Raw genomic sequence first — 24,325 nt, 5'->3', positions numbered from 1 at the left:
CGCGTTCCGGTTTTCATGCCGTCTGCTACTGCATCGATACGCCGTCGCCGAACACCAGCGTATTGCTCAGCGCCCGCCCCGCGCTTGTCAGCACGCTGCCGTTCGCGTACAGGGCGGACGACGCGCCGCCGTCGAGATTCATCGCCTGCCTGGCGCCCAGTTTCTGCATGACCTGCGCCCACTGGCTCATCGTCGCGCCGCCGACGGTCGCCAGCACGACCGAACCGTCGGCCATAATAGCGATCCCGCTGCGCGCGCCCGAAGCGCTCAGGATCTTCGGATCGTTGAATCCTTCGCCGGCGGCGTCCAGCGAGACTTTGCCGTCTTTGACCAGACGCGGCCCCGCTCCGACGGAAGTGGCGACATCGTCCCACGGAATCGGTTTGCCGGCCGCATTTTCGTAGGCGATCTTCATCTCGACCGTCGAGCCGACTTCGAATCTGGACGAAGCGGCCTGTTCCGAACCGTGATACACCAGCACATAACCGTCGCTTGGAATCGTCGCGTTGGCGTTGGCCGCTTTTTTGACGACTTTGCCTTTGCGCACCGTCACCGCTGTTCCGCCGCTGAAGCCGACATTGCTGCCGCGCGCGGAGTTATACAGCAGGACTACGTTTTGCCCGGCGTCGGGCGTACGGTTGACGAACGTCGCGTACCAGCCGAGCGCGGCCGCTTTGCCGCTCTTGCCCGCTTTGCCCGTTACCGTGCCGGAGATCCGCGCCATCAGCCGGTCCATCAGCACGGTGCCGTCTTTTTTGAAGCCGATGCTTGTGCCGTAATATCCGGTGTGCACGATCTGCCCTTTGGAGATCAGCGTGCCGTAAGGATCGGCCGGGCCGCCGTACGAATTGAAGAACGCCCCGTTGATCGCCGCCGTCGCCCTGCTGTTTTTGACGATCGTTTTGAAATCCTGCGTTTGTCCGACCCGCCCCTGGGCCAGCCCCAGCGCCGCTTTGGTTCCTTTCGGAACCGCCACGGTCTGTACCGTAAACGTTCTGCCCGACACCGATACTTTGCGCACCGACGCCTTGATCCCCGCTGCCGCGTCCGCCCGGCGTTCCCCCGACAGGCCGAACACGCCCGATACCGCCAGCACCCCCGCCAGCAGCAGCGTTCCCCATTTTACTTTTTTCACTTTCGGACCTTCTCCCTTGCTCTGAATTGTCAGCCTGTACAGCGTATCCGTTATGCCGTAAACAAAAATGGAAGCTAACTGACTGCGTTCCCTGTATTCTATCAGAAAACTGCAATTCCGGTAAACGAAAAACCGCCCTTTCCGCTTGCGCGGAAAAGACGGTTGTGCTGAACGGATTCCGGCCATTCATTCCGGCAGCAGGTCTTTGATCCGGACCGGCAGGCCGGTGCGGATCGCCTGATTCGCGGCGATGCCGGTCAGGATCGAACGCGCCCCGTCGCGATGGTCGGCGGCGCGATGGTAAATATCTTCCGCCGGCTCGCCGAACAGATCGTTCAGCAGCACCGGATCGCCGCCGCCGTGTCCGCCTTCGCCTTCGACCACTTCCGCTTCGTACGGCTCGCCGAACATCGGGTACACGACGATCTTTTTGCCTTGAAGCGCGCCTTCTTTGGCCCGGTCGCCGCCCGCGTTGACATAGGACTGCTCGACGATGCTCATTTCGATCCGTCCTTTGGAGCCGTTGAACGCGATCCGGTAGCCTTCCCACGGCATATACGCGTTCAGCGAGTAGGTGAGGATCGCTTTGCTGCGGTAGCGGACGATCACGCCCATTGTGTCTTCAATGCTGATGCCGTCGCCGAACACGCTCTGGTCGCGCTGGTAGCCGTCTTCGCGTTCCGCGTCCAGATACATCGCTTTGAGATTGTCGTTATCGTCCAGCCGCAGCGCGAAAGGATCGCCTTCCGCCGCCGGGCTGCCGGTCGCGCGCTGGTAAAAGTTCGTTTCCCCGCGCTTCTCCGCATTTTCTTTGCCGTAGAACATCAGGTCGCCGAACGCAAACACGGTCTCCGGTTCCGATCCGATCCAGAAATTGACCAGATCGAAGTGGTGCGTCGATTTGTGCACGAGCAGGCCGCCGCTGTTGCGCTTGTCGCGGTGCCAGCGCCGGAAATAATCCGCGCCGTGCTGCGTGTTGAGCAGCCATTCGAAGTGGATCGAATGCACATCGCCGATCACGCCCGACGCGATCAGCTCCCGCGCTTTGGTATGATGCGGCGCGTAGCGGTAATTGAACGTGACCCGTACTTTGCGCCCTGTCCGCTTCACCGCGTCGTAGATCTCCCGGCACTTCTCCGTATCCACCGTCATCGGCTTCTCCGTAATGACGTCGCAGCCCAGTTCCAGCGCCCGCACGATATACCGGTGATGCGTACGGTCTATACTGGTCACGATGACCACGTCCGGCTTCTGCTCGGCGATCATCTCGTCGAAACGCTCCGATTTGTACGTCGGAACCGGCGCGTGCCCGAACTTCTCTTCCAGCCTTTTATTCGCGTAATCCATCCGGACCTGGTTCGTATCGCAGAATCCCGCCAGCTCCGAAGTCTCCCCGTAAGTTCCCGCTACCGCTTCGTAAAAAAACTGCGCTCTCCCCCCGATGCCCACCTGCACGTATCTTTTCTTGCTTCCCGCCTGCCGTTCGCCCATTGTTTATGCTCCTCCCGTTCTGTAAACTCCGCATATGCCTTTTTCTGCTTCTGCTCTACGGATTCAGGTTAGCACAACAAAATCACGATCTCTCTGTTTATAACGCTTACTTCGTCTAAACCCCGCTTTTTTTGCTCTTGATCTTGCTCTTTGCTTTCTGTCCTCTCTCTCCCCACAAAAAAAGATGCCGCTAATTTAGCGGCACCTGAATTTTAAGGAAGTTTGGTTTTAGAAAAAGCGATTTGGGCAGAGAGGATTTTCGTGTAGGAGACCTGGCGTTCGCCTTTGAAACCGGGAAGATACCACTAAAATCTAATCAGTCTTCCTGGTTTCAACAAGCGACCGAAACGAAAAGCCTCGGCGCCCTTCTTTGCTTTTTCAGTTTATCGAACTTTCTTAAAAGGATTTCCGCCATTTTAGCGGCATCTCCTTCAATCAAACACACCCACGCCCATCATCGTCCCCAGACTATTCATCTCCAGCTCCGTAAACTTCGCCGACACCTTCGCGTCGTCGATCCGGAACTCGCAGAGATCCAGCGGGCAGTCCACCGGCACCCGGCAGTGGATCTCGGCCAGCGAGCGGGACAAATGCAGCATGTCCAGATCGTTTTCGATCTTGGTCCGCACCGACTTCGTAACTTTATCCAGATTTGCCAGAACGCCGTCGATGCTGCCGAATTCCTGCACGAGCTTGACCGCCGTTTTTTCGCCGATGCCTTTGACGCCCGGATAGTTGTCGCTGCTGTCGCCCATCAGGCCTTTCATGTCGACGATCTGCGGAGGAGTGAGCCCTTTTTCCTCCATCAGAAACTCCGGCGTATAGACCTGATAGTTGCCGTAGCCTTTTTTCATAATGATGACTTTGACCCGCTCGTCCACCAGCTGGAGCAGATCGTTGTCGCCGGACAGCACCTGCACGTCCATCTCCGCCGCGCAGCGCTTGGCGATCGTGCCGATACAATCGTCCGCTTCATAGCCCGGCATGCCGATATTCGGAATATCCATCGCCGCGACCACTTCTTTGACCAGATCGAACTGCGGAACCAGATCGTCCGGCGCCGCCGAGCGGTTGCCTTTGTACGATTCGAACTGCTCGGTGCGGAACGTGCGTCCGCCCATATCCCAGCAGCACGCCACATGCGTCGGATCGAACTGCCGGATCGCGTCCCACATATAGCGGACGAAGCCGTAGATGCCGTTGGTCGGAATGCCCGCGTCGGTGCGCCGGATATAGCCTTTCAGCGCCGTCGCGTAGTAGGCCCGGAACAGCAGCGCCATGCCGTCCACCAGCATCAAGGTCGGTTTGCGCGCCAGGACGTTTTCCGGCAGTCCTTCAATGCCGTTGCCGCCGTTTTCGCTCATTTCCCCGCCTCCTTCGTTCCCCAGGATTGTTCGTACGCGTCCGGCTTGAAGCCGAGCGTCACGGTTTCTCCGTCGGTTACGACCGGCCGTTTGATCAGCTTGCCGTTGGCGGCCAGCAGTTCCGCGCGTTCGTTGTCGTCCAGCTGCGCCAGCTTGTCTTTGAGCCCCAGCTCTTTGTACACTTCCCCGCTGACGTTAAAAAACTTTTTCGACTCCAGGCCGCTTTTGGCGATCAGGTCCAGTATTTCTTGTTTCGACGGCGGGCTGTCCACGATCGGGATCAGGTCCAGCTCGTGTCCTGCGTTTTCCAGCCATTTGATCGCGCTGCGGCAGGTGCCGCATTTGGCGTAATGGTACACTTTAAGTCGGGTCATCGCTGTTTCTCACATCTCTTTCTTATGCGGCTGTAGGTCGGTTTGCAGTCGGCTCAGATCGGACGGATACGGCGCTTCGAACGTTACGCGCTCTCCGGTTCCGGGATGGACGAACGCCAGCCGGAACGCGTGCAGCGCCTGGCGGCCGAGCGAAGCGTCCAGCGCTTCCGCGCCAGCGCGTTCGTCCGCCGAAATCGCCGATTCTTCCGTATATTTATACATCGCATCGCCGATCAGCGGACAGCCGATATGCGTCATATGCACCCGGATCTGATGCGTGCGCCCGCTTTCGAGCTCCAGCTCGACCAGCGAAGCGCCGGCCGCCGGATACGTCTCCAGCGTGCGGTAGCGGGTCGCGGCCGGATAGCCGGCCTCTGTCACGATGCGCACATGCGGATTGTCCGGATCGCGGTCGATCGGACCTTCGATACGCCCGGTTTCCGGCAGCGGACGTCCGTGCACGAACGCCCGATACACTTTGTCCACCGTTCCGGCGATCATTTGCTCGGAGATATGCTGGTGCACGTAAGGATTTTTGGCGATCGCCAGCACGCCGGACGTCTCGCGGTCGAGTCGATGCACCGGCCGGAAACGCACCTGCTCGCCGCGTTCCAGCCAGCGGTGCACCACGCCGTTCGCCAGCGTGCCGGTATAATGCCCGTGGGTGGGATGCACGATCACGCCCGCTGCTTTGTTGACGATCAGCAGATGGCTGTCTTCGTGCAAAATATCCAGGTCCATCGGTTCCGGCAAAATATCGTCCGAAGACTCCCGCTCCATCCGCACCTCGACCACATCGCCGGCCGAAACGCGCACGCTGATATACACCCTTTGCCCGTTCAGCATAATGCCGCGTTCGGTCAATTTAATGCGGGAAAGCAGCTTGCGCGATACGCCGAGCCGGCTTTGCAGCAGCGTTTTGAGCGTCCAGTCCTGCTCGCGCGGCGTAACCGTGTACACGATCGGATCGTAATAGCCAAGCTTCCGCGTTTCCTGTTTATCTGTCGGTTCGATCGTTATTCACCCTGCTCCTGTCGATTTTCATAGTCCGCGCCCGTGGAAAATACGTTCGCGCCTCGCACGTATTCCACATCGTCCACGCGCATTTTCAAATTGGCGGCTCTTGCGGCGCTGAAAAAGTAATCGGACAGCCGATTCAGATAGCGCAGCACTTCCGGGTTCACTTCCGCCGTTTCCGTCAGCGCGACGACCCGGCGTTCCGCCCGCCTGCAGACCGTGCGGCAGATATGCAGCGAAGCCGCCGGCGGACTGCCGCCCGGCAGGATAAACCGGTCGAGCGGCGGATTGCCCGCCTCCAGCCGGTCGATCCAGCCTTCGACTCGCTCCGTCATCGCCGTATGCGTCTTGTAAGGCTGCTGCGCCGCTTCCGTGTAAGCCAGATCGGAGCCGCAGTCGAACAGTTCCTGGCCGACGACGGCCAGCTGTTCGCGCAGGTCCTTGAAGCGGTCGTCCTGCATCAGCGCGGCGGCCTGGCCGACAAAGCTGTTCAGTTCGTCGATCGTGCCGTAAGCCTCCACACGGACGTCGTCTTTGCGCACCCGTCCCCCGATTACCGACGTTTGTCCTTCGTCTCCCGTTTTCGTATAAATGCGCACAGCCTTCGCCTCCTCCGCGGTTTCCGATTCCCAATACGCGTTATCGTCTTGTTACACTGTGTTCCCCGACCGGTTTCAGCCTTCGGTGAGCTTCTGAAGCACCTTGATCGCGGCATCCGCGTTCGGCGCGTTGACGACGACGCAGGCCAGCATGTCTTTCGGCACATAGCCGGCGTCCTGGAACATCTTCATCTGGTCGACCGGAATGCCGAACAGATGCTCTTCCGTTACCGGATCGTCTTCGCCGTCTTTGAGCACGCCGCTTTCGAATACGCCTTCCGGATACTTTTCTTTGTCGAAATACTCGTCCAGCGCGAGATGCGCCCCGTCCCTGCCGTACGTCTGCACGGTGTCTTTGGGCAGAATCACGATCGAATTGCCGCCCGCCGCGTACTCCACCATTACTTTTTGCAGATCGAACAGCGGCGAATAGTTGAACTCCGCTTTCGGGTCCGTAAACTCCGCGTCCAACTTCTGCTGAATCTGGTCGATTCCCTCGCGGCTGGACGACTCTTTGTCGGACATAAAGATCAGTACCTTGTCGTCGCCTTTACCGCAGCCCGCGAGCAGCGCCAGCAGACCAGCCAGGAGCAGAAGCAGCCCCGCTTTTTTCCACTTCACCAATGATTCCTCCCCAATTTCCTTGCATAGCGGCTTGCCTCATTGCATGGAGACAAGTCGCTGGATTGCCGCTTCCCGCACGTATTTCCGCGCAGTTTGAAGCGCCTTCCTAAATAATATAGCACAACTCCGCCCCGCCGGGCATTCTCACGATTGTCCCATAACGGCGCGGCAAAAAGAGGAAGAGCTTCGAACCCGAAGCTTCTTCCTCTTTCGGCGGCCTGCAAATCCGATCCGGATTGGAACGTAGACCTTTGATTGCATTGGGTAGACCCACCTGTGCGTTGACCCGGATAGAGAAGGTTACGCTCCCCTGAATTGCACCTAAAGCGTGTGCATTTCAAGCGAACGTAAGCCTCGGATTGGATGGGTCAACGCACTAACTGCATGTATTCGTTGATTTTAATGTCGAGAAGAATGCTGATTTCAATAACCGTCTCGGAGGTGAACGACTGTTCCCGGCTGAACGTTTCTTCCATTTGGCGGCGCAGAATCCGAATCTCCTCCTGCAGGAAAAGTTCGCGTTCGGCCGCGGACGACGGAGCGCCGGCGGTATGCTGCGATCCGATCCGCGAATTCGCGGAGCCCGGCCCGTGCAGCGATACCCGGAACGAAGCGGCAGACAAAAAACATCCCTCCTTGAAAAATTTACCTGGTTTCGATTCCCCATTATATAGAAAACGCCCCATAAAAGCAACTTCGCAAGAAAGGATATTTAATCGTTTTTTTGAATGTTTAAGAAGACGGTTTTACGCGCCTTCCCGCTTCACTTTATAGACGAAATCGCCGATCCGGTCCAGCGCTTCTTTGAGCTGCGCCACGGAAGTGGCGTACGAGCAGCGGAGGAAGCCTTCGCCGCCGAGTCCGAACACATTGCCCGGCACGGCGGCGACTTTACCTTCGACGAGCAGACGCTGCGCAAACTCTTCCGAAGGCAGTCCGGTGGACTGGACGCTCGGGAACGCGTAGAACGCGCCTTCCGGTTCGTGGCACTCCAGTCCGGCGTCGCGCAGTCCCTGTACCACCAGCCGGCGGCGGCGATTGTAGGACTCGACCATTTTGTCTTTTTCGCCCAGGCCGTTGGTCAGCGCTTCGAGCGCCGCCACCTGGCCCATGACCGGCGCGCACATCACGGTGTACTGGTGGATCTTCAGCATGGCCGAGATCAGCTGCGGATGCCCGCAGGCGTAGCCCATCCGCCAGCCGGTCATCGCGAACGCTTTGGAGAAGCCGCTGACCAGGATCGTACGGTCTTTCATGCCCGGAACGGCGGCGAAGCTGGCGTGCTTGCTTTGCCCGTAGCTGAGTTCGGCATAGATTTCGTCGGAAATGACGATCAGGTCGTGCTTTTCGACCACTTTGGCGATCGGCAGCCAGTCTTCGGCCGTCATCGTCGCGCCCGTCGGGTTGCTCGGATAGCAGAGGATCAGCACTTTGGACTTCGGCGTAATGCTGGCTTCGAGCGCTTCGGCGGTCAGTTTGAATCCGTCTTTGGCAAACGTCTCGATTCCGACCGGCACCCCGCCTCCGATCGAAGTGATCGGCGAGTACGAGATGTAGCACGGCTCCGGCACGAGCACTTCGTCGCCCGGCTGCACCAGCGCGCGCAGAGCCAGGTCGATCGCTTCGCTGCCGCCGACGGTGACGAGGATTTCTTTTTCCGCATCGTACGTTGTGCCGAACGAACCGCTCAGGTAAGTCGAGATCGCTTCGCGCAGCTCCGGCATGCCGGCATTCGACGTATAGCGGGTATAGCCGCGCTCCAGCGAATATACGCACGCTTCGCGAACATGCCACGGCGTGACGAAATCGGGTTCGCCCACGCCGAGCGTGATAATGTCTTTGCTTGCGCTGACCAGGTCGAAAAATTTGCGGATGCCCGAAGGGCGGATATCGCGCACCAGCGGCGACAAATAACGCTCCATCGAGCCGTGTTCGGAGTCCGAGGGCTGCAGGGTACTGTTTTCGTTGACTTCACGGTTAGTTATCATCGTTTCGCATCCTTTACGGCGAGATCAGCAGACGGCGGTCTTCTTCGTGTTCTTCGAAAATAATGCCGTTCTGTTTGTATTTTTTGAGAATAAAATGCGTCTTGGTCGACAGGACCGACTCGATCGGCGACAGCTTGTCGGAAACGAAGCTCGCCACGTCTTTGAGGCTGACGCCTTCCACTTCGACCAGCAGGTCGTAAGCGCCCGACATCAGAAACACCGATTTCACCTGCGGATACAGATAAATGCGCTCGGCGATGCCTTCGAATCCCCGGCCGCGCTCCGGCGTAATCTGCACTTCGATCAGCGCGGTCACTTTCTCGTCGTTCACTTTGCTTTCGTTTACGACGGTCGCGTATTTGACGATGACGTGATCCTGCTCCAGCTCGTTTACGGCTTCGCGGACTTCTTCTTCCGGCACGTCGAGCAGCGTCGACAGCAGCTCCGGCGTGCGCCGCGCGTCTTCTTCCAGCAGTTCGAGAATATCCAGTTTGAGCTTGTTGGTTTCTTTCACTTCGCAGTCCTCCATCTTTCGTTCGTTTATGCGGATCGGCCGTTTCGTTTTCGCCGCATTTTGGATTCATTTCGTACTGTGACATTCGTTGGGGTTGCGCCTTGCCGTTATCGTATTTAAATCTTACCCGAAAAGGCATGCCTCTGCCAACCGGGCGGCGGCAATCGGAGCATACCGCCGGGGCTTTAAAAAACTTGGTTTGCGGCTGGAAGGACACAAAAAAACCGCTTCCGGGAGGAAGCGGTATTATTGCGTCCATCTTGTGGATGGATGGGGTTGAGTTCAAGAAATTAAAGCACCGATACGCCGATGACGTAGGACAATCCGATCGAGACGACCATGGCGATCAAACCGACGGCGCGGTTGTCTTTGCCGATCTCGTCGTCGATCTTGAACGCCGGGGTCAGGAATTCGAACAGGAAATAGGCGACCATCAGCAGCACGAAGCCGATCAGCGACCACAGCATGCTTTCGTAGATGGTGGAGCCGGATTCGATGCAAAAACGCAGGATGTTGCAGATGCCGAAGATCTTGCCGCCGGTCGCCATCGCGACCGCCAGATTGCCTTTTCGAATCTCGTCCCAGCACTTGTAGCGGGTGACGACTTCGAAGATCGACAGGAAAACGACCAGTTCGAGCACGGCCACCGAGAAATAGGCGAGCGCCGCCCCGATCGGGGTTTCCAGCAGGGGATCGATTATCGTACGCATATGTTCCGCACTCCGCTCCTTTTCGTCGCGTTCATTCGCTTACTTGAGTTCGGCTACGGTTACGCCGTTTCCGCCTTCGCCGTAGTTGCCGAGCCGGTAAGATTTAATCAGCTTGTGGCGGCGCAGATGTTCCTGGATGCCGGTGCGCAGAATCCCGGTTCCTTTGCCGTGAATGATATAGATCTGGCCGAGATTGGCCAGGAAAGCTTCGTCGATAAAGCGGTCGGTGTCCATCAGTGCTTCTTCGAGATTCGCGCCGCGCAGATCCAATTCGGAGCGGGTGCTGTCGTCTTTGGTGCGTTTGACCGAGGTGACCGGTTTCTGCTTGGGCGCCGTGACCGGAGCGGTCTGCACGCGTTCCAGCGAGTCTTTTGCGACTTTCATTTTCATGATGCCGACCTGCACCAGCGCTTCTTTGCCGTCCAGCTCGATGACGTGCCCGCGCTGCCCGAGATTGGTCAGGACGACTTCGTCGCCCGGGCCGATCTGCTGCGCCGATTTGGCCGCGGCCGGCTTCTTGGTTTTCTTGAGGCGGGTCTCCGGTTCCGCCTGGTCGAGCTGGCGGCGGGCGGCGATCAGCTTGTGCTCTTTGACCGAAGCGCCTTCTTCCATCGCCAGGCGGCGCAGTTCGGATACGACTTCGTCCGCTTCTTTGCGCGCTTTGGCGATAATATCGCGCGCTTCGTTCTCGGCTTTCTCAAGTCTCGCGTCGCGCTGGGCTTCCAGCTTGTCGAGCTCGCGCTCGTGCCGCGACCGCAGTTCTTCCATCTCGCGGCGCAGCCGCTCGGCTTCTTCGCGTTCGGCTTCCGCGCCGAGGCGGTTTTCTTCGAGCGCGCTGATCATATTCTCGACGCGCAGGTCTTCTTCCTTGACTTCGCCGCGCGCAAAGCTGAGGATGCTGCCCGGCAGCCCGAGCCGTTCGGCGATCGCAAACGCGTTGCTTCGGCCCGGCACGCCGACAAGCAGCCGGTACGTCGGGCTGAGCGTCGCCACGTCGAATTCCATGCTGGCGTTGATGACGCCTTCGCGCTCGTACGCATACGCTTTGAGTTCGCTGTAGTGGGTGGTGGCGACCATCCGGCAGTCGAATTTGTGAATGTACTCCAGGATCGCGATTGCCAGCGCGGAACCTTCCGCCGGGTCCGTGCCCGCGCCCACTTCGTCGAGCAGCACAAGACTTTTCGGCGTCATGTCTTTGAGAATGCGGATAATGTTCGTCATATGGCTGGAAAAAGTACTCAGGCTTTGTTCGATGCTTTGCTCGTCGCCGATATCGGCGTAGATGCCGTCGAACACGCACAATTCGCAGCCGTCTTCCGCCGGAACGAACAAACCGGACATCGCCATCAGGCTGAGCAGGCCGATCGTTTTCAGCGTGACCGTTTTACCGCCCGTATTCGGCCCGGTTACGATAATGCTGGAGAATTCGCCGCCGAGTTCGACATCGAGCGGGACGACGATTTTCTCGTCGATCAGCGGATGACGGCCTTTGCGAAGCTTCAGATAGCCGCGGTCGTTCATTGCCGGCTGCGAGGCTTTCATGCGGTGCGCAAGACGGCCTTTTGCAAAAATAAAGTCGAGCTGCGCCAGCACGCTTACATCGTAGGCGATCAATTCCGCCTGCTCGCCGACGGCGGCCGTCAGCTTTTGCAGAATGATCTCGACTTCGCGCGTCTCGCGCAGCTTGGTTTCGCGCAGCTTGTTATTCATCGTAACGATCGCTTCCGGCTCGATAAACATGGTTGCGCCGGAGCTCGACTGGTCGTGCACGATGCCGCCGAAATGCGAACGGTATTCCGATTTGACCGGAATGACGAAGCGGTCGCCGCGAATCGTAATCAGCTGGTCCTGAAGCATCTTGGATACGCTCGACGAGCGGATCATCGATTCCAGCTTCTCGCGGATGCGCGATTCCCCGCCGCGCAGTTCGCGGCGTACGGCCGCAAGCGTCGGGCTGGCGGAATCCAACACTTCGGCGGAATCGCCGATGCACGAATTAATCAGCTTCTCCAAATCGCGCTGCTCGGAGATCTGTTCGGCAAGACCGTCCAGCAGCTCGACCGGATGGTCTTCGTGCATCGTCTGGATAAAGCGGCGCAGACGCCGCGCGCCGTACAGCGTAGTCGCGATGCCCAGCAGCTCGTGCGGATTCAGCATGCCGCCGATACGCGCACGCTGCACGGCCGGCCGAATATCGACGATGCCGCCAAACGGCGGCGAGCCTTTCAGCCGGTCGACGTCGAACGCTTCCTGCGTCGCTTGAAGCAGCCTTTGGACCGACTCCAGATCGCTGCCTGGCTTCAGCGCTCTAGCCGCTTCTTTGCCGAGCGACGTCTGCGCCTGTTCGGCCAGCGCATTCGTGATACTCGCATATTGTAAAATTTCGAATATTTTATCGTTCAAGAACGTGACAACTCCTTATCGGTTTTGGACGCCGACTATCCGGGCGTCCATCCCTTTGATTATAGCGGATTCCGCGCAGCGCCGCCATGTACGGCCCGGCTGCGGGAGCGATTCGGGCATCCGCGGACAAAAAGCCTTCCCCGACCGGCGCAAACGGCCGGCGCTTCCGGGAAGGCTTTGCTTGACGATCCGTGCGGGAACAAGCGGGACCGTTCCCCGCGTCTTCCGGACAAGCCGCCGCTCCGTCCGGACCGGACGCCGGCGAACGCCGCCCGTCTTTTTGCCTTACCGCTGTTCTTGTTCCAGCATTTCCATCCATTCGTTGTATTCCTTTTGCAGAGCCGCATGCTCCTCCTGCAGCTTTGCATGCTCGCGTTCGGCGTCCGCGACCTTTTCCTTCTCCATTTCCCGCTCTACATGCAGCATGCGAAGCCGATGGGAAAGGACTTCGTACTGCTGCGTGACCTCGTCCAATTCGCGCTGCAGCTTTCTCGCCGACTCGTCGTCCGTCTGCGCGCTGCGGCTCTCGGCGGTCTCCAAACGCTCTTCCAGCGAAGCCTTGTCGGCTGCCCAGGCGCGGCGCTGCTCCTGCAGCGATTCAAGCTCGGCGTTCAACCGGCGCGCCGCGTTTTCCATTTCCCGGCCCTGGTCCAGCGTGCTTCGCAGCTCTTCCTGGAGGCGCTCGGCGCGCTCCTGCGCCTGCGCTTCTCGCGCCGCGGCTTCTTCAAGCTTGCGCTCCGCGGAGGCTTTCTGCTTGTTCAGCAGACGTTCGCGTTCCGCGCTTTCTTCGATCTCCCGGCGCCGGCGCGCGGTTTCGATCCGCCACGACGCTTCGCGTCCGCCAAATTCGGCCATTCGGGAAAACATCTGCTCGCGCTCCGCGTTCCATTCCGCTTCGCGCTCCAGCAGCCGCGCCCGCTCTTCTTCGGCGGCGCGTAGCGACTGCCCGGCCTGCTCGTACAGCAGGCGGGACTGCTCCAGTTCGCCGTTCAAGCCGTCGGCTTCCGCTTGAAGCCCGACCGCCCGCGCGTCCAGTTCCTCCGCCGTCCGATGCGATTGTTCAAGCTGGGACCGCAGGTCCGCGGACAGCCGGTCCAGCACGTCTCCGCGCTCTGCGGCAGAATGCAGTTCGTTCTCAAGCCGCGCATATTCCTGCGACCGTTCGATCTCGCTTTGCGCCAGTTCGTCCAGCCCGCGCTCCAGCTCTTCTTTCTGCGCGCTCAAGCTGCGCACCGATTGTTCCAGCTCCGACGTCCGGGCGTCCCGGATTTCGCGCTCGCCGTTCCAATCCTGTTCGCGCTGCCGGTAATCGTCCAGCGCGGCCGATAATTCCGCCAGGCGGCCCTCCAGTTCCCGCCGCTGCCCGTGCAGCCGGTCGAGCTCCGCTTCCGCCTGATCGCTGCGCTGCTCCAGTTCGCGCCCGCGCGATTCGGCGGCTTCGATCCGCCCGGTCAGATTCTCGCCGTTCGTCCACGCCGATTCCAGTTCGGATTCAAGCGAGCTTTTCTCGGCCCGCAGCGCTTCGCCTCGCTCCTGCACCAGACGCAGCTCTTCTTCCAGCGAAGACTTGTCGCTTTCCAGCGACGCCTTCTCCGCCTGCAAGGCTTCGCCGCGCTCTTGCAGCGAACGAAGTTCCTGCTCCAGCGAAGACCTGCCGCTTTCCAGCGCTGTCTTCTCGGCTTCCAGCTCCCGCGACCGCTCACGGAGCGATTCCAGCTCTTCCGATAGCGTACGCTTGTCGGCTTCTAGACCCTCGCCGTTTGCCCACGCCGATTCCAGTTCCGATTCGAGCGAGACTTTCTCCGCCTGCAAAGCTTCGCTGCGCTCCTGCACCGCACGCAGTTCTTCTTCCAGCGAAGACCTGCCGCTTTCCAGCGCTGTCTTCTCGGCTTCCAGCTCCCGCGACCGCTCGCGGAGCGATTCCAGCTCTTCCGATAGCGTACGCTTGTCGGCTTCCAGACTCTCGCCGTTTGCCCACGCCGATTCCAGTTCCGATTCGAGCGAGACTTTCTCCGCCTGCAAAGCTTCGCTGCGCTCCTGCACCGCACGCAGTTCTTCTTCCAGCGAAGACCTGCCGCTTTCCAGCGCTGTCTTCTCGGCTTCCAGCTCCCGCGACCGCTCGCGGAGCGATTCCAGCTCTTCCGATAGCGTACGCTTGTCGGCTTCCAGACTCTCGCCGTTTGCCCACGCCGATTCCAGTTCCGATTCGAGCGAGACTTTCTCCGCCTGCAAAGCTTCGCCGCGCTCTTGCAGCGAACGAAGTTCCTGCTCCAGCGAAGACCTGCCGCTTTCCAGCGCTGTCTTCTCGGCTTCCAGCTCCCGCGACCGGACGCGGAGCGATTCCAATTCTTCCGACAGCGTACGCTTGTCGGCTTCCAGACCCTCGCCGTTAGCCCACGCCGATTCCAGTTCCGATTCGAGCGAGACTTTCTCCGCCTGCAAGACTTCGCCTCGCTCCTGCGCCGCGCGCAGTTCCCGCTCCAGCGAAGACTTCACGCTGCCCAGCTCCGCCTTTTCCGCTTCCAGCGCCTCGACACGCTCGGCGAGTTCCGCCGCGCGAAGCTCCAGCGATGCTTTCGCTTCGCCCAGAGCCGAGCCCGCTTCGCGTTCGCCGCGCAGCTCTTCCAGCAGCGTATCGCGCTCGCCGGACAGCGCCTGAATGCGCTGCTCCAGCTGCGCCGCGGCCGCGCCGCGCTCCTGCGCTTCCGCTGTCAGCGCTTGTTCGCGCTCGCCCAGTTCGGACAGCTCGCGCTCGAGCCGCGATGCTTCGCCCGTCAAGAACTCCTCGCTTTCGGACAGCTCGGCCGCCCGTTCGCCGAGCCGCGAGCGCTCGGCTTCCAATCCGGCGATCTCGCTTTGCAGCTCCGCGATGCGCGCCGAAGATTGTTCGGCTCCGCTTTCCAGCTCCAGCCGCAGTTCGTTCCACTGCGACTCCGCCTGCTCGTAGCTTTCGATCCGGCCGCGCAGTTCGCCGCGCTCGGCATCGGCTTCGGCGATGCGCCCGTTCAGTTCGGCAAGCTGCGCTTCAAGCCGCTCTTTGCCCTGGGATACCGCGTCCAAACGGCCGCGCAGATCGTCCAATTCGGCTTCGCGCTCGGACAGCTGGCGTCCGATCTGTCCGCGGGCCGATTCGGCTTCTTCGATCAGCGATTCGAACGTGCCTTTTTCGTTCTGCCAGCCGCGCTCGCGCTCTTCCCAGTCCGCCAGACGCTGAACGAGTCCTTCGTTCTCCGCCGCCCGGACCGCTTCCGCGCTTTCCAGCTCGATCGTGCGTTTTTCAAGTTCCGAAGCCCGGAGTTCCAGACTTTCCCGCTCGCCGCGCTGCTCTTCCACTTCCAAACGCAGCCGAGTCCGCTCTTCGTACAGATCCCGCTCCGTTTCGCGCAGATCGGCGAGTTCCGCTTCGAGCTCGGCCCGCAGCTCTTCCTGCTCGCTTTCTTTGCTTCGCAGTTCTTCCAGACGGGCCCGCGCTTCTTCGTAGCGCTCGGACAGTTCGTGCTCGCGCGTCCGGGTCTCGCTCAGTTCCGATTCCAGTCTCGCGCTTTCTTCGCTCCAGATGCCTTCGCTTTCCTGAAGTTCGGCGATTCTCGCTTCGAGCTTCAGGTTGTCGGCGGCCAAACTGCGGCTGCTGTCTTCCAGCTCCGCGACCTGAAGCGTCGCCCGCTCCAGCTGCGACCGCAGCTGCGCTTCGCTCGATTGAAGTTCCGCCAGCTCTTCGCCGAGACGCCGGCTCTGCGCCGCGTTCTGTTCCGATTCGCTTTCCAGCGCGGAGACTTTGCTTTCCAGCTCGCCGCGCACGCCGTTCAAGCGCTCTTCTTCCTCGCGCAGCAGCCCGAGCTCAAGCTGGAGTTCTTCGCGCAGCCGTTCGCTCTCGCCCAGCTTCCCGCGCAGCTCTTCGCTTTGCGCTCCGATCCGCTCGCCGGCTTTGCGGCTTTCGGCCAGCGCCGCTTCGCTCTGCTTGAGGCCGCGCCGGACCGTTTCCAGCTCGCCGCTCAGTTTGCCTTTTTCCGCGCTTTCCCGCGCAAGCTTGCTCTCCGACGCTTTCAACGCTTCCCGGGTCTGGCGGCCTGCCGTCAGCGCTTCCGACAGCTTGTCTTCCGATTCTTTGCGCGCCGCGCCGGACTGCTCCAGCTCGGCCGTCAGGCGCAGGACTTCTCCCCGCCGCTCGACCAGTTCGCGCTCCGTTTCGATCAGCCGCGCGTTTTCCGCGCGCAGCGCTTCCGCCGCTTCGGCTTGAGCCGCGCTCTGCTCGCGCAGGGCTTCCAGTTCGGCCGTCAGCCGCTGGGAACGCCCGGCTTCCTCGTCCAATCTTTGCTGCAAATCCTGATTGACCACATTGGTCTCGGCCATGTTGACCGCGGCGAGCACCGCGATTCTGACCGTGTCCAGCCGGGGATGCTCAGTCGCGATATACAGCATCCGTTCGTCGACCAGCCGGGCCACCTGCTTGACATACTCCTGGCTGCTTCCGACAATTTTGTAAGCCGTTCCGTAAATCTCTACGCTGATGATTTTGCGTTCAGCCATGTCTGCCCGCTCCTCTCCCGTGTAAATGAATGTTGGGAAACCCCATAAATTCGATTATTAAAAAGCTTCATTATATTGTAAGTGTACGAACCGGCGTCAATTCTTCGCTGCGCCGCTTCGTTTCCCGGCTCCATATAAAGCCTCTGCGTTTTTTGACGCGCCCGAAGACCGAAAGTTGCTCTGCCAACGATCGAAAAAACCTCTGCCCGACCGTCAAAAAACCGCATCCCTCTTCGGGAATCCCGTTTCCGCGTGCGCCGAAACGGGATTCCTAAAGAATTCGATGCGGTTTTAATCATCTCCTGCCGGAAAAGCTTACTTTCTCAATTCCGCCGCAAAAGTTTGTTCCAGGAACGCAATCACGTTCTGCTGGAATCCGGCTACTTCTTCGTCGGTCAGCGTACGCTCCGGGTTGCGGTACGTCAGCGCGAGCGCGACGCTTTTCTTGTCCGAAGCGACGCGCTCGCCGGTATAAACGTCGAATACCCGCACGTCCCGCAGCAGCTCGCCGGCGGACTCCCGCACCGCGCCGATCAGCGCGCCCGCCTCCACGCCGCGGTCGACCACGACCGCGATATCGCGCTGCGCGGACGGATAACGCGGCAGCTCGGCGTATTCGATCTCCGGCGCCGCTGTGTCGTACAGCTCGTCCAGGCAGATCTCGGCCGCATAGGTGTCGTTCACGTCGAATTCGCGCTGAAGCTGCGGATGCAGCTGTCCGAGCACGCCGACCCGTTTATCCGGAGCGGATGTCAGGTACAGCGACGCGGAACGGCCCGGATGGAAGCCGTCCGGCGAATCCGCGCGGAATTCCGCTTCGAGACCCAGTTCGTCCAGCACGCTTTCCACCGCGCCTTTGAGATCGAAGAAATCGACTTTGCGCGCCGAAGCGCCGACCGACGAATCGGTCAGGCTGCCGGTCAGCACCAGGCCGAGCATCGTCGGCTCGACCGGCTGCGCCGTAACTTTTTGTTCGCTTGCATGGAACACCTTGCCGATCTCCAGCAGCGCCAGATCCGCGTTCTTGCGGTTGCCGTTGTACTGGACGGCTTCCAGCAGCTGCGGCAGAAGGCTGGTGCGCAGCACGCTGCGGTCTTCGCTCATCGGCATCGCAAGCGGCACCGCATGCCCGCCCGCCGAGAACGCCGTGAAGCGCTGCGTATTCTCCGGACGCGTAAACGAATAGGTAATCGCTTCGTGGAAGCCTCCGTGCGTCAGCGTGCGGCGTACCGCGCGGCGTACCGCCTGCGGCTTGGTATAAGCCCCCGGCGTCGTCGGTCCTTCGATCACCGTCGTCGGGATATTGTCGTAGCCGTGGATGCGGGCCGCTTCTTCGATCAGGTCGACGTCGCGCGTAATATCGCCGCGGCGCGTCGGCACCTGAACGTTAATCATGCCCGGCCCGCCGTCGGCGGATTTGAAGTTGAGGCGTCCGAAGATCGCTTTGACTTCGAGCATGGAGATTTCCGTGCCCAGGTAGGCGTTCAGCTTCGGCAGCGACAGCGAGATCGTTTTTTCTTCGGACGAACCGCTTTTGCTCTGCACGATGCCGTGCGCGATCGAACCGTTCGCGTGGCGCGCCAGCAGCAGAGCGGCGCGGTCCAGCGCCGCGATCACCGCGGACGGATCGACTTCTTTTTCAAAACGCAGGCTGGCTTCCGAGCGCAGGCCGAGCTTTCTCGACGTCTTGCGCACGGACGAACCGGCGAACTTGGCGGATTCCAGCGCGATATTGACCGTCGAATCCGTCACTTCCGTTTCCAGGCCGCCCATCACGCCCGCGAGCGCGGCCGGACGGTCTTCGCCGGTAATCAACAGCATCGACGGATCGAGCTTGCGCTCTTGTCCGTCCAGCGTCGTCAGCACTTCGCCTTCGCGGGCCGAACGCACGCCGATCGAACGTCCCAGCTTGTCCGCGTCGAACGCGTGCAGCGGCTGTCCGCATTCCAGCATGACGTAGTTCGTAATATCGACCACGTTGTTCGTGGGACGCACGCCGGCCGCGATCAGGCGGTTCTGCATCCACTGCGGCGAAGGGCCGATCTTCACGCCGGAAATATAGCGGATCGCGTAATGCGAGCAGAGGTCTTTGTTGTCGATCGAGACGGTTGCGGAGTCGGACGCGCTGCCGCCCGCTTCGATCAGGTCGATCGAAGGCAGCTTCACGTCGCGGCCGAGAATCGCGGCCGTCTCGTAAGCGGCACCGATCATGCTCAGGCAGTCGGAACGGTTCGGCGTCAGATCGAAATCCAGCACCGCGTCGTCGAGACCGAGCACCTGCGTGATCGGCAGGCCGATTTCCGTATTCTCCGGCAGCACGAGAATGCCTTCCTGCTGGTCTTTGGGCAGCAGCTTGTCGTTCATGCCCAGCTCGCCGGCCGAGCAGATCATGCCCTGCGACGCGACCCCGCGCAGCTTGGCGTTCTTGATCTTGAAGTCGCCCGGCAGCACCGCGCCCACGACGGCAACCGGAACTTTCTGTCCGGCGTCGACGTTCTTCGCGCCGCAGACGATTTGCAGGTCTTCGCCGGTTCCGGCATCGACCGTACAAACGTTCAGCTTGTCGGCGTCGGGATGCTTCTCCTTGTGCTTGACATAGCCGACGACTACGCCCTGCACGCCCTGGTTGCGTCGTTCAATCCCGTCGATCTCGATACCCGAGCGCGTGATTTTCTCCGCCAGTTCCTCGGGCGAGACGCCGTCCAGGCTGACGTATTCGGATAACCATTGTGTGGATACTTTCACTGCCTGCTCACTTCCTTATCGTATATTGCGTTTCTTTATCGGTACATTTTCATCGGTAAAAAATCAGGTTCTACCGGCGCGCGAACTGTTCCAGGAACCGCTCGTCGTTATTGTAGAAATGCCGGATATCGTCGATGCCGTATTTCAGCATGGCGATCCGTTCCACGCCGATGCCGAACGCGAAGCCGCTGTACTGCTCCGGATCGTAACCGCTCATCTCCAGCACGCGCGGGTGCACCATGCCGCAGCCCAGTACTTCCAGCCAGCCCGGTTCCGAGGCGCCTTTTTTGCGGTACGTGACGTCCACTTCGGCGCTCGGTTCGGTGAACGGGAAGAAGCTCGGACGCATGCGGATTTCGGTGTCGCTGCCGAACAGCTCGCGCATGAACTGGAGCAGTGTGCCTTTGAGGTCGCTCATGCGGATATTTTTGCCGATGACCAGTCCTTCGATCTGCTGGAACTGGAACGAGTGGGTCGCGTCGTCGTCGTCGCGGCGGTACACTTTGCCCGGGCAGATGATCTTGACCGGCACTTCGCCGCTCATGGCTTCCATCGTCCGCACCTGCACCGGCGACGTCTGCGTGCGCATCAGCAGATCTTCCGTGATGTAGAAAGAATCCTGCATATCGCGCGCCGGATGGTCTTTCGGCAGGTTGAGCGCTTCGAAGTTGTGGTAATCGGTTTCGACTTCCGGTCCTTCCGCGACGCGGTAGCCCATGCCGATAAAGATTTCTTCGATCTCTTCGACGACCCGGGTCAGCGGATGTACGGCGCCTTGTTTCGGCTTGCGTCCGGGCAGCGTCACGTCGATCGTTTCCGAGGCCAGGCGGCGCTCCGTTTCTTCCTGTTCAAAACGCTCCTGATGACCGCCGATCGCCGCGTCGATCGCGTCGCGCACCTCGTTCGCCAGCTGTCCGATGACCGGACGTTCTTCGGCCGACAGTCCGCCCATGCCGCGCAGAATCTCGGTCAGTTTGCCTTTTTTACCCTGATACTTGATACGCAGCTCGTCGAGCTGTTTCGCGTCCGCTACGTTTTGCAGCTGTTCGAGCGCTTCGGCTTTCAGTTGTTCCAAACGTTCTCTCATCGTCCGCAGACTCCTTTCCCGCACGGGAAGCATTGAATAAGTTTAACTTTCGTTTTTTCCACTTTTGCCAAAAGGTTCAAAACCCTCTCCGAAAACAAAAAGATCTTCCCGCCCCAAGGGGCGAAAAGATCGCGTTACCACCCTAATTCAGAAGCGCCGCGCCGATCCGCTGGACTGCCGGGCAGGCAGTACGGAAGGACAGGGTTCGCCGCCTCGGCATATGCGAAACGGGCTTCTCTCGGAAACGGCGGATATCGGGTCGTCAATCCGGCTTTCCTAATGCGGGCGTCGCGTTTCGAGACTTCGAAAAGCGGCGGACCGGTTCAGAAAGCGGCTCCGGAGCGAACTTCGGCGGCGTCGTTGTCGTAAAAATGCTCTCAATCCACGGCATTTTCTCCCTGTACGGCGGCGCGCCTACTCTTCTCCATCATCGCGGCAAAAATATATGTTCCATTCTACTAAAAAACGCTAAACGCCGTCAATCGAAAATTCCGGACGGCGTTTTGCGGCGTTCACCGGCCTTGTCCGAGCTCTGCCAATTCCTGTTTGACCGCGCGGATCTCCGCCAGCAGTTCCGCGGAAGCGGCGTCGCCCGACGCTTCGTCCGCCGCGGCGCGCGAAACGCCGTCTTCGCCTTCGCCGCGCAGCAGCCGGGCCAGCTTCAGCTCCAGCCTCAGCCGCCGCTCGTTCTCCTCGCGTCCGCCGGGAGCGAGCTCGCGCAGCTTCCGGTTCTCTTCCTGCTCGGCCAGGCCGCCTTCGAACAGCTCGAAACCGCCAGCCCCGTCCAGGTCGGCGATCCGGTTCGCCGCTTTGCGCACCAGCATCCGGTCGTGGGACACGAGCAGCAGCGCGCCTTCGTAGCGCATCAGCACGTCTTCCATCGCTTCGCGCGTGTCGATATCGAGGTAGTTGTTCGGCTCGTCGAGCACCAGCAGATTCGAGCCGCCGAAGTACAGCCGCAGAAACGCCGCCCGGCATTTCTCGCCCATGCTGAGATCGCCGATTTTTTTGAACGCGTCTTCTTTGGGAAACAGGAAGCAGCCGAGGATGGTGCGCGCTTCGGTCTGCGTCATGCGCGGCAGTTCCAGCAGGCTGTCCAGCAGCGTTTTATCCGTCGGCAGCCCTTCGAGCTCCTGCGAGAAATAGCCGATCTTTACGCCGGGATGCAGCGACACCGAACCGCTTGTCGGATGCAGCTTGCCGACGGCCAGCCGCAGCAGCGTGGTCTTGCCGCTGCCGTTGGGACCGCGCACGGCGAGCCGATCGCCGCGCCGAAGACCGAAATGGACGCCGCGGAGGACGATTCTGCCGCCGTAAGCAAAGTCCGCATGCTCGAACCGCGCCAGCGTCTGCGCCTCGAAGCCTTCGTTTTCCAGCGTCATATTAAGCTGCGCCGCTTTGCGTACGCTGCCGACGCTTTCCGCGTCCAGCCGTTCGAGCTGCTTCTGCTTGGCGTGGTAGCGGGAAACGTTCTTTTTGGCTCTGGCTTTGTAATAGCTCGCAGTAATCTTGACTTCGCTTTGATGCGCCGCCGCATTGTGCGCCTGATGGAACCACCGCTGATAGTTCCGAATCGATTCCTCCAACGCTTTGCGCTGCTGCTCCTGCTTTTTGTGCAGCGCTTCGTGTTCCCGCAGCTCCCGCTCTTTATGCCCCTTGTAATCGGTATAACCCCCGCGGTACTTGACGATTCCGCCCGGATTCAGTTCGCAGACCGCGGTCGCCACCTCGTCGATAAACTGCCGGTCGTGGGAAACAAACAGCAGCGTGCCGGCATAGCTTTGGAGCTGCTCTTCCAGCCAGCGCAAGCTCTCCTCGTCCAGATGATTGGTCGGTTCGTCGAGAATAAGAAGCTGCGGCGCTTTCGCCAGCAGGGCGGCCAGCCGCACGCGGGTTTTCTGTCCGCCGCTGAGCGAAGCGTAAGGCAGGCTCCACGCTTCCTTCGGCACCCCGATCCGCTGAAGCTGCCGTTCCACTTCGTTTTCCCATTCGAATCCGTTCATTGTTTCATAAGTTTCGAGCGCCGCTCCGTATTGCTCCAGCGCAGACGCCGACTCGGCTTCCGAACCGCTCATGCGCAGCGTCAGCTCCGCCAGTTCGTGCTTGAGTTTCCACAGCCTGTCGTTCTCGCGGTAAGCCCGCTCCAAAGCCGTCGTATCTTCCGGCAGCTCTTCGTGCTGCTTCATCATGCCCCACTGCTCCAGCGGCAGAATACGGTCGATCCGTCCTTCCGTCGCTTCGTCCAGACCGGCCAGAATTCGCAGCAGCGTCGTTTTGCCGCAGCCGTTGCGTCCGAACAGCGCCAGCCGTTCTCCCGCCGTCACTTCCAGGTCGATCCCCTCGAAAATCCTGCGTCCTTCCCAGTCTTTGGCAAGCCCTCTTGCCATCATCAATGTCGTTTGTTGCATAATGCCGTCATCCTCTCGTCGAGTCGAATTTCGCCGCTGCGTGCGGTACCGGCCGCCTGGACGCAGAAAATCCGCAGACGGCGAGGGCCGCTGCGGATTTCGGATGAATTTCGAGTATAAAAAGAATCGGCCATCGGTCCGGGGATCTGTCGCAGAAAGCGCAAGCGTCGAACCGCATCCGACGAAACGGAAAGTTCGATGCTGCGCCGATTGCGAATTACCCGCAGGGTGCGGACAAAGATAAAGCGGACGAAACTCCGCTCTTCTTCTCCGGACGCTTCAAACGCATATCCGAAAAACGGTATGCAAAAAGAGGCGCCTCGCCCCGACGATGGACAGACTCCTCCTCAAACCCGGGCCGCAGAAGGCCCACGCCGCCGAATCCGGCAGCGCGTTTTCCGCCCGCGGCATGCCCGGCGCATAAAGCCGGATCGTATACCGCGAATACGGAAACATGGAGTTAGATGAGGTCTTGCAGTCTGTTCTTCATCGTATGGGAGGTACCTCTCGATCTGTAGGATAGGTCGGCTGTCGTTCAAGCGAGACAAGTCTCTGCACCGATAGGGTCAGTATAACCCGGCTTTCGCGCGATGTGCAAGCTTTTCCTGCTTCCGAAGATTGGCCGGCAATCAGCCCAGCAGCCAGTTCAGCAGCGTAACCAATCCCGTTCCGGCCAGGAACAGAAATCCGCCGATGACGGCGAGATAGACCAGCAGTCCCAGTCCGGCGATCAGGGCGATGCCGACTCCGCCGCCGTTTTTGCGCTCTGCCGTTTCTTTGTCCCGTTCCAGGTGCAGCGCTTCCGGCGCCGCGTGCTTCTTGCTCATATCCTGCCGACCTCCCGCTGATGGACGACCGGATCTCCCCCGATCCGCTGCGCCGCCCGCCATATAATGGACACTCCTTTCTTTATATCGGCAGCCTGCATGTTTTAAAAAAGCCCATCGCACAAAAAAACGCCCCTTATTTCCGAAAAAAGGAACGTGTTCACGGTTTGGTCATTTTGATACTGCATTTCGTAGGTTGAAGCAGCAAAAAAGCCCCTGCAAGCAGGAGCTTTTACCTGTAACGCTATAAGCGGGTGATGGGAATCGAACCCACGCTATCAGCTTGGAAGGCTGAAGTTCTACCATTGAACTACACCCGCGCGGATAAAGCTTGATTGCGCAAATTCATTCAATATTCTAAAAATAAATATGGTCGGGACGACACGATTTGAACATGCGACCCCCTGGTCCCAAACCAGGTGCTCTACCAAGCTGAGCTACGTCCCGACGAATGTTACCTTTTGGATCAAGCGTCCTCTTGAGGACAAGAAATAATATACCACGTTCAATGC

17 protein-coding genes and 2 tRNA genes are annotated in these 24,325 nt (G+C 60.0%); all 19 read right to left on the bottom strand.

The features are described 5' to 3' along the window. Positions 1–25: 25 nt before the first annotated feature. Complete coding sequence (locus tag QWJ34_RS03250) at positions 26–1,135, bottom strand: phosphodiester glycosidase family protein (protein WP_302725602.1); 1,110 nt, start codon at positions 1,133–1,135, stop codon at positions 26–28. Positions 1,136–1,321: 186 nt separating this feature from the next. Beyond that, the gene (locus QWJ34_RS03245) at positions 1,322–2,626 is read right to left on the bottom strand and encodes a Gfo/Idh/MocA family protein (RefSeq protein WP_302725601.1); all 1,305 of its coding nucleotides are present in this window, start codon (positions 2,624–2,626) and stop codon (positions 1,322–1,324) included. Positions 2,627–3,057: 431 nt separating this feature from the next. Continuing rightward, complete coding sequence (locus QWJ34_RS03240; protein WP_483314241.1) at positions 3,058–3,921, bottom strand: 5'-3' exonuclease; 864 nt, start codon at positions 3,919–3,921, stop codon at positions 3,058–3,060. Positions 3,922–3,986: 65 nt separating this feature from the next. Further along, positions 3,987–4,364, bottom strand: coding sequence for an arsenate reductase family protein (locus tag QWJ34_RS03235; protein ID WP_302725599.1), 378 nt, complete (start codon positions 4,362–4,364; stop codon positions 3,987–3,989). Between the two features lie 9 nt (positions 4,365–4,373). Further along, complete coding sequence (locus QWJ34_RS03230; RefSeq protein WP_302725598.1) at positions 4,374–5,324, bottom strand: RluA family pseudouridine synthase; 951 nt, start codon at positions 5,322–5,324, stop codon at positions 4,374–4,376. A 56-nt stretch (positions 5,325–5,380) separates the two neighbouring features. Continuing rightward, positions 5,381–5,980: a cob(I)yrinic acid a,c-diamide adenosyltransferase gene (locus tag QWJ34_RS03225; RefSeq protein WP_302725597.1), complete on the bottom strand. Its 600-nt coding sequence runs from the start codon at positions 5,978–5,980 to the stop codon at positions 5,381–5,383. Between the two features lie 75 nt (positions 5,981–6,055). Next, entirely contained in the window at positions 6,056–6,601 is a 546-nt protein-coding gene (locus QWJ34_RS03220; RefSeq protein ID WP_302725596.1) for a type 2 periplasmic-binding domain-containing protein, read from the bottom strand. A 371-nt stretch (positions 6,602–6,972) separates the two neighbouring features. Further along, a complete protein-coding gene (locus tag QWJ34_RS03215) occupies positions 6,973–7,170 on the bottom strand; it encodes a Spo0E family sporulation regulatory protein-aspartic acid phosphatase (protein ID WP_483314240.1) in 198 nt (65 codons plus the stop codon). Positions 7,171–7,350: 180 nt separating this feature from the next. Next, positions 7,351–8,592, bottom strand: coding sequence for an aminotransferase class I/II-fold pyridoxal phosphate-dependent enzyme (locus tag QWJ34_RS03210; protein ID WP_483314236.1), 1,242 nt, complete (start codon positions 8,590–8,592; stop codon positions 7,351–7,353). A 13-nt stretch (positions 8,593–8,605) separates the two neighbouring features. After that, a complete protein-coding gene (locus QWJ34_RS03205; protein WP_483314235.1) occupies positions 8,606–9,121 on the bottom strand; it encodes an Lrp/AsnC family transcriptional regulator in 516 nt (171 codons plus the stop codon). 275 nt (positions 9,122–9,396) lie between these two features. After that, on the bottom strand, positions 9,397–9,816 hold the full coding sequence (locus tag QWJ34_RS03200; protein ID WP_302725593.1) for a DUF350 domain-containing protein: 420 nt from the start codon (positions 9,814–9,816) through the stop codon (positions 9,397–9,399). 39 nt (positions 9,817–9,855) lie between these two features. Beyond that, positions 9,856–12,219, bottom strand: a complete 2,364-nt coding sequence (locus QWJ34_RS03195) for an endonuclease MutS2 (RefSeq protein WP_302725592.1) — start codon at positions 12,217–12,219, stop codon at positions 9,856–9,858. Positions 12,220–12,504: 285 nt separating this feature from the next. Then, complete coding sequence (gene zapA / locus QWJ34_RS03190) at positions 12,505–16,746, bottom strand: cell division protein ZapA (protein ID WP_302725591.1); 4,242 nt, start codon at positions 16,744–16,746, stop codon at positions 12,505–12,507. A gap of 315 nt (positions 16,747–17,061) precedes the next feature. Further along, a complete protein-coding gene (gene pheT / locus QWJ34_RS03185) occupies positions 17,062–19,491 on the bottom strand; it encodes a phenylalanine--tRNA ligase subunit beta (protein WP_302725590.1) in 2,430 nt (809 codons plus the stop codon). A 70-nt stretch (positions 19,492–19,561) separates the two neighbouring features. Further along, positions 19,562–20,578, bottom strand: coding sequence for a phenylalanine--tRNA ligase subunit alpha (gene pheS, locus QWJ34_RS03180; protein ID WP_302725589.1), 1,017 nt, complete (start codon positions 20,576–20,578; stop codon positions 19,562–19,564). Between the two features lie 512 nt (positions 20,579–21,090). Further along, a complete protein-coding gene (gene abc-f / locus QWJ34_RS03175; RefSeq protein ID WP_302725588.1) occupies positions 21,091–22,986 on the bottom strand; it encodes a ribosomal protection-like ABC-F family protein in 1,896 nt (631 codons plus the stop codon). A gap of 629 nt (positions 22,987–23,615) precedes the next feature. Further along, positions 23,616–23,813, bottom strand: a complete 198-nt coding sequence (locus tag QWJ34_RS03170; RefSeq protein ID WP_302725587.1) for a hypothetical protein — start codon at positions 23,811–23,813, stop codon at positions 23,616–23,618. Between the two features lie 249 nt (positions 23,814–24,062). Beyond that, a tRNA-Gly gene (locus QWJ34_RS03165) sits at positions 24,063–24,133 on the bottom strand. Between the two features lie 50 nt (positions 24,134–24,183). Continuing rightward, positions 24,184–24,260 (bottom strand) — tRNA-Pro (locus QWJ34_RS03160). Positions 24,261–24,325: the final 65 nt, after the last annotated feature.

The organism is Saccharibacillus sp. CPCC 101409 (assembly GCF_030518235.1).
Classification (GTDB): Bacteria; Bacillota; Bacilli; order Paenibacillales; family Paenibacillaceae; genus Saccharibacillus.
The sequence above is the reverse complement of the archived record's forward strand: the minus strand, read 5'-3'. Positions and strand labels throughout refer to the sequence as shown.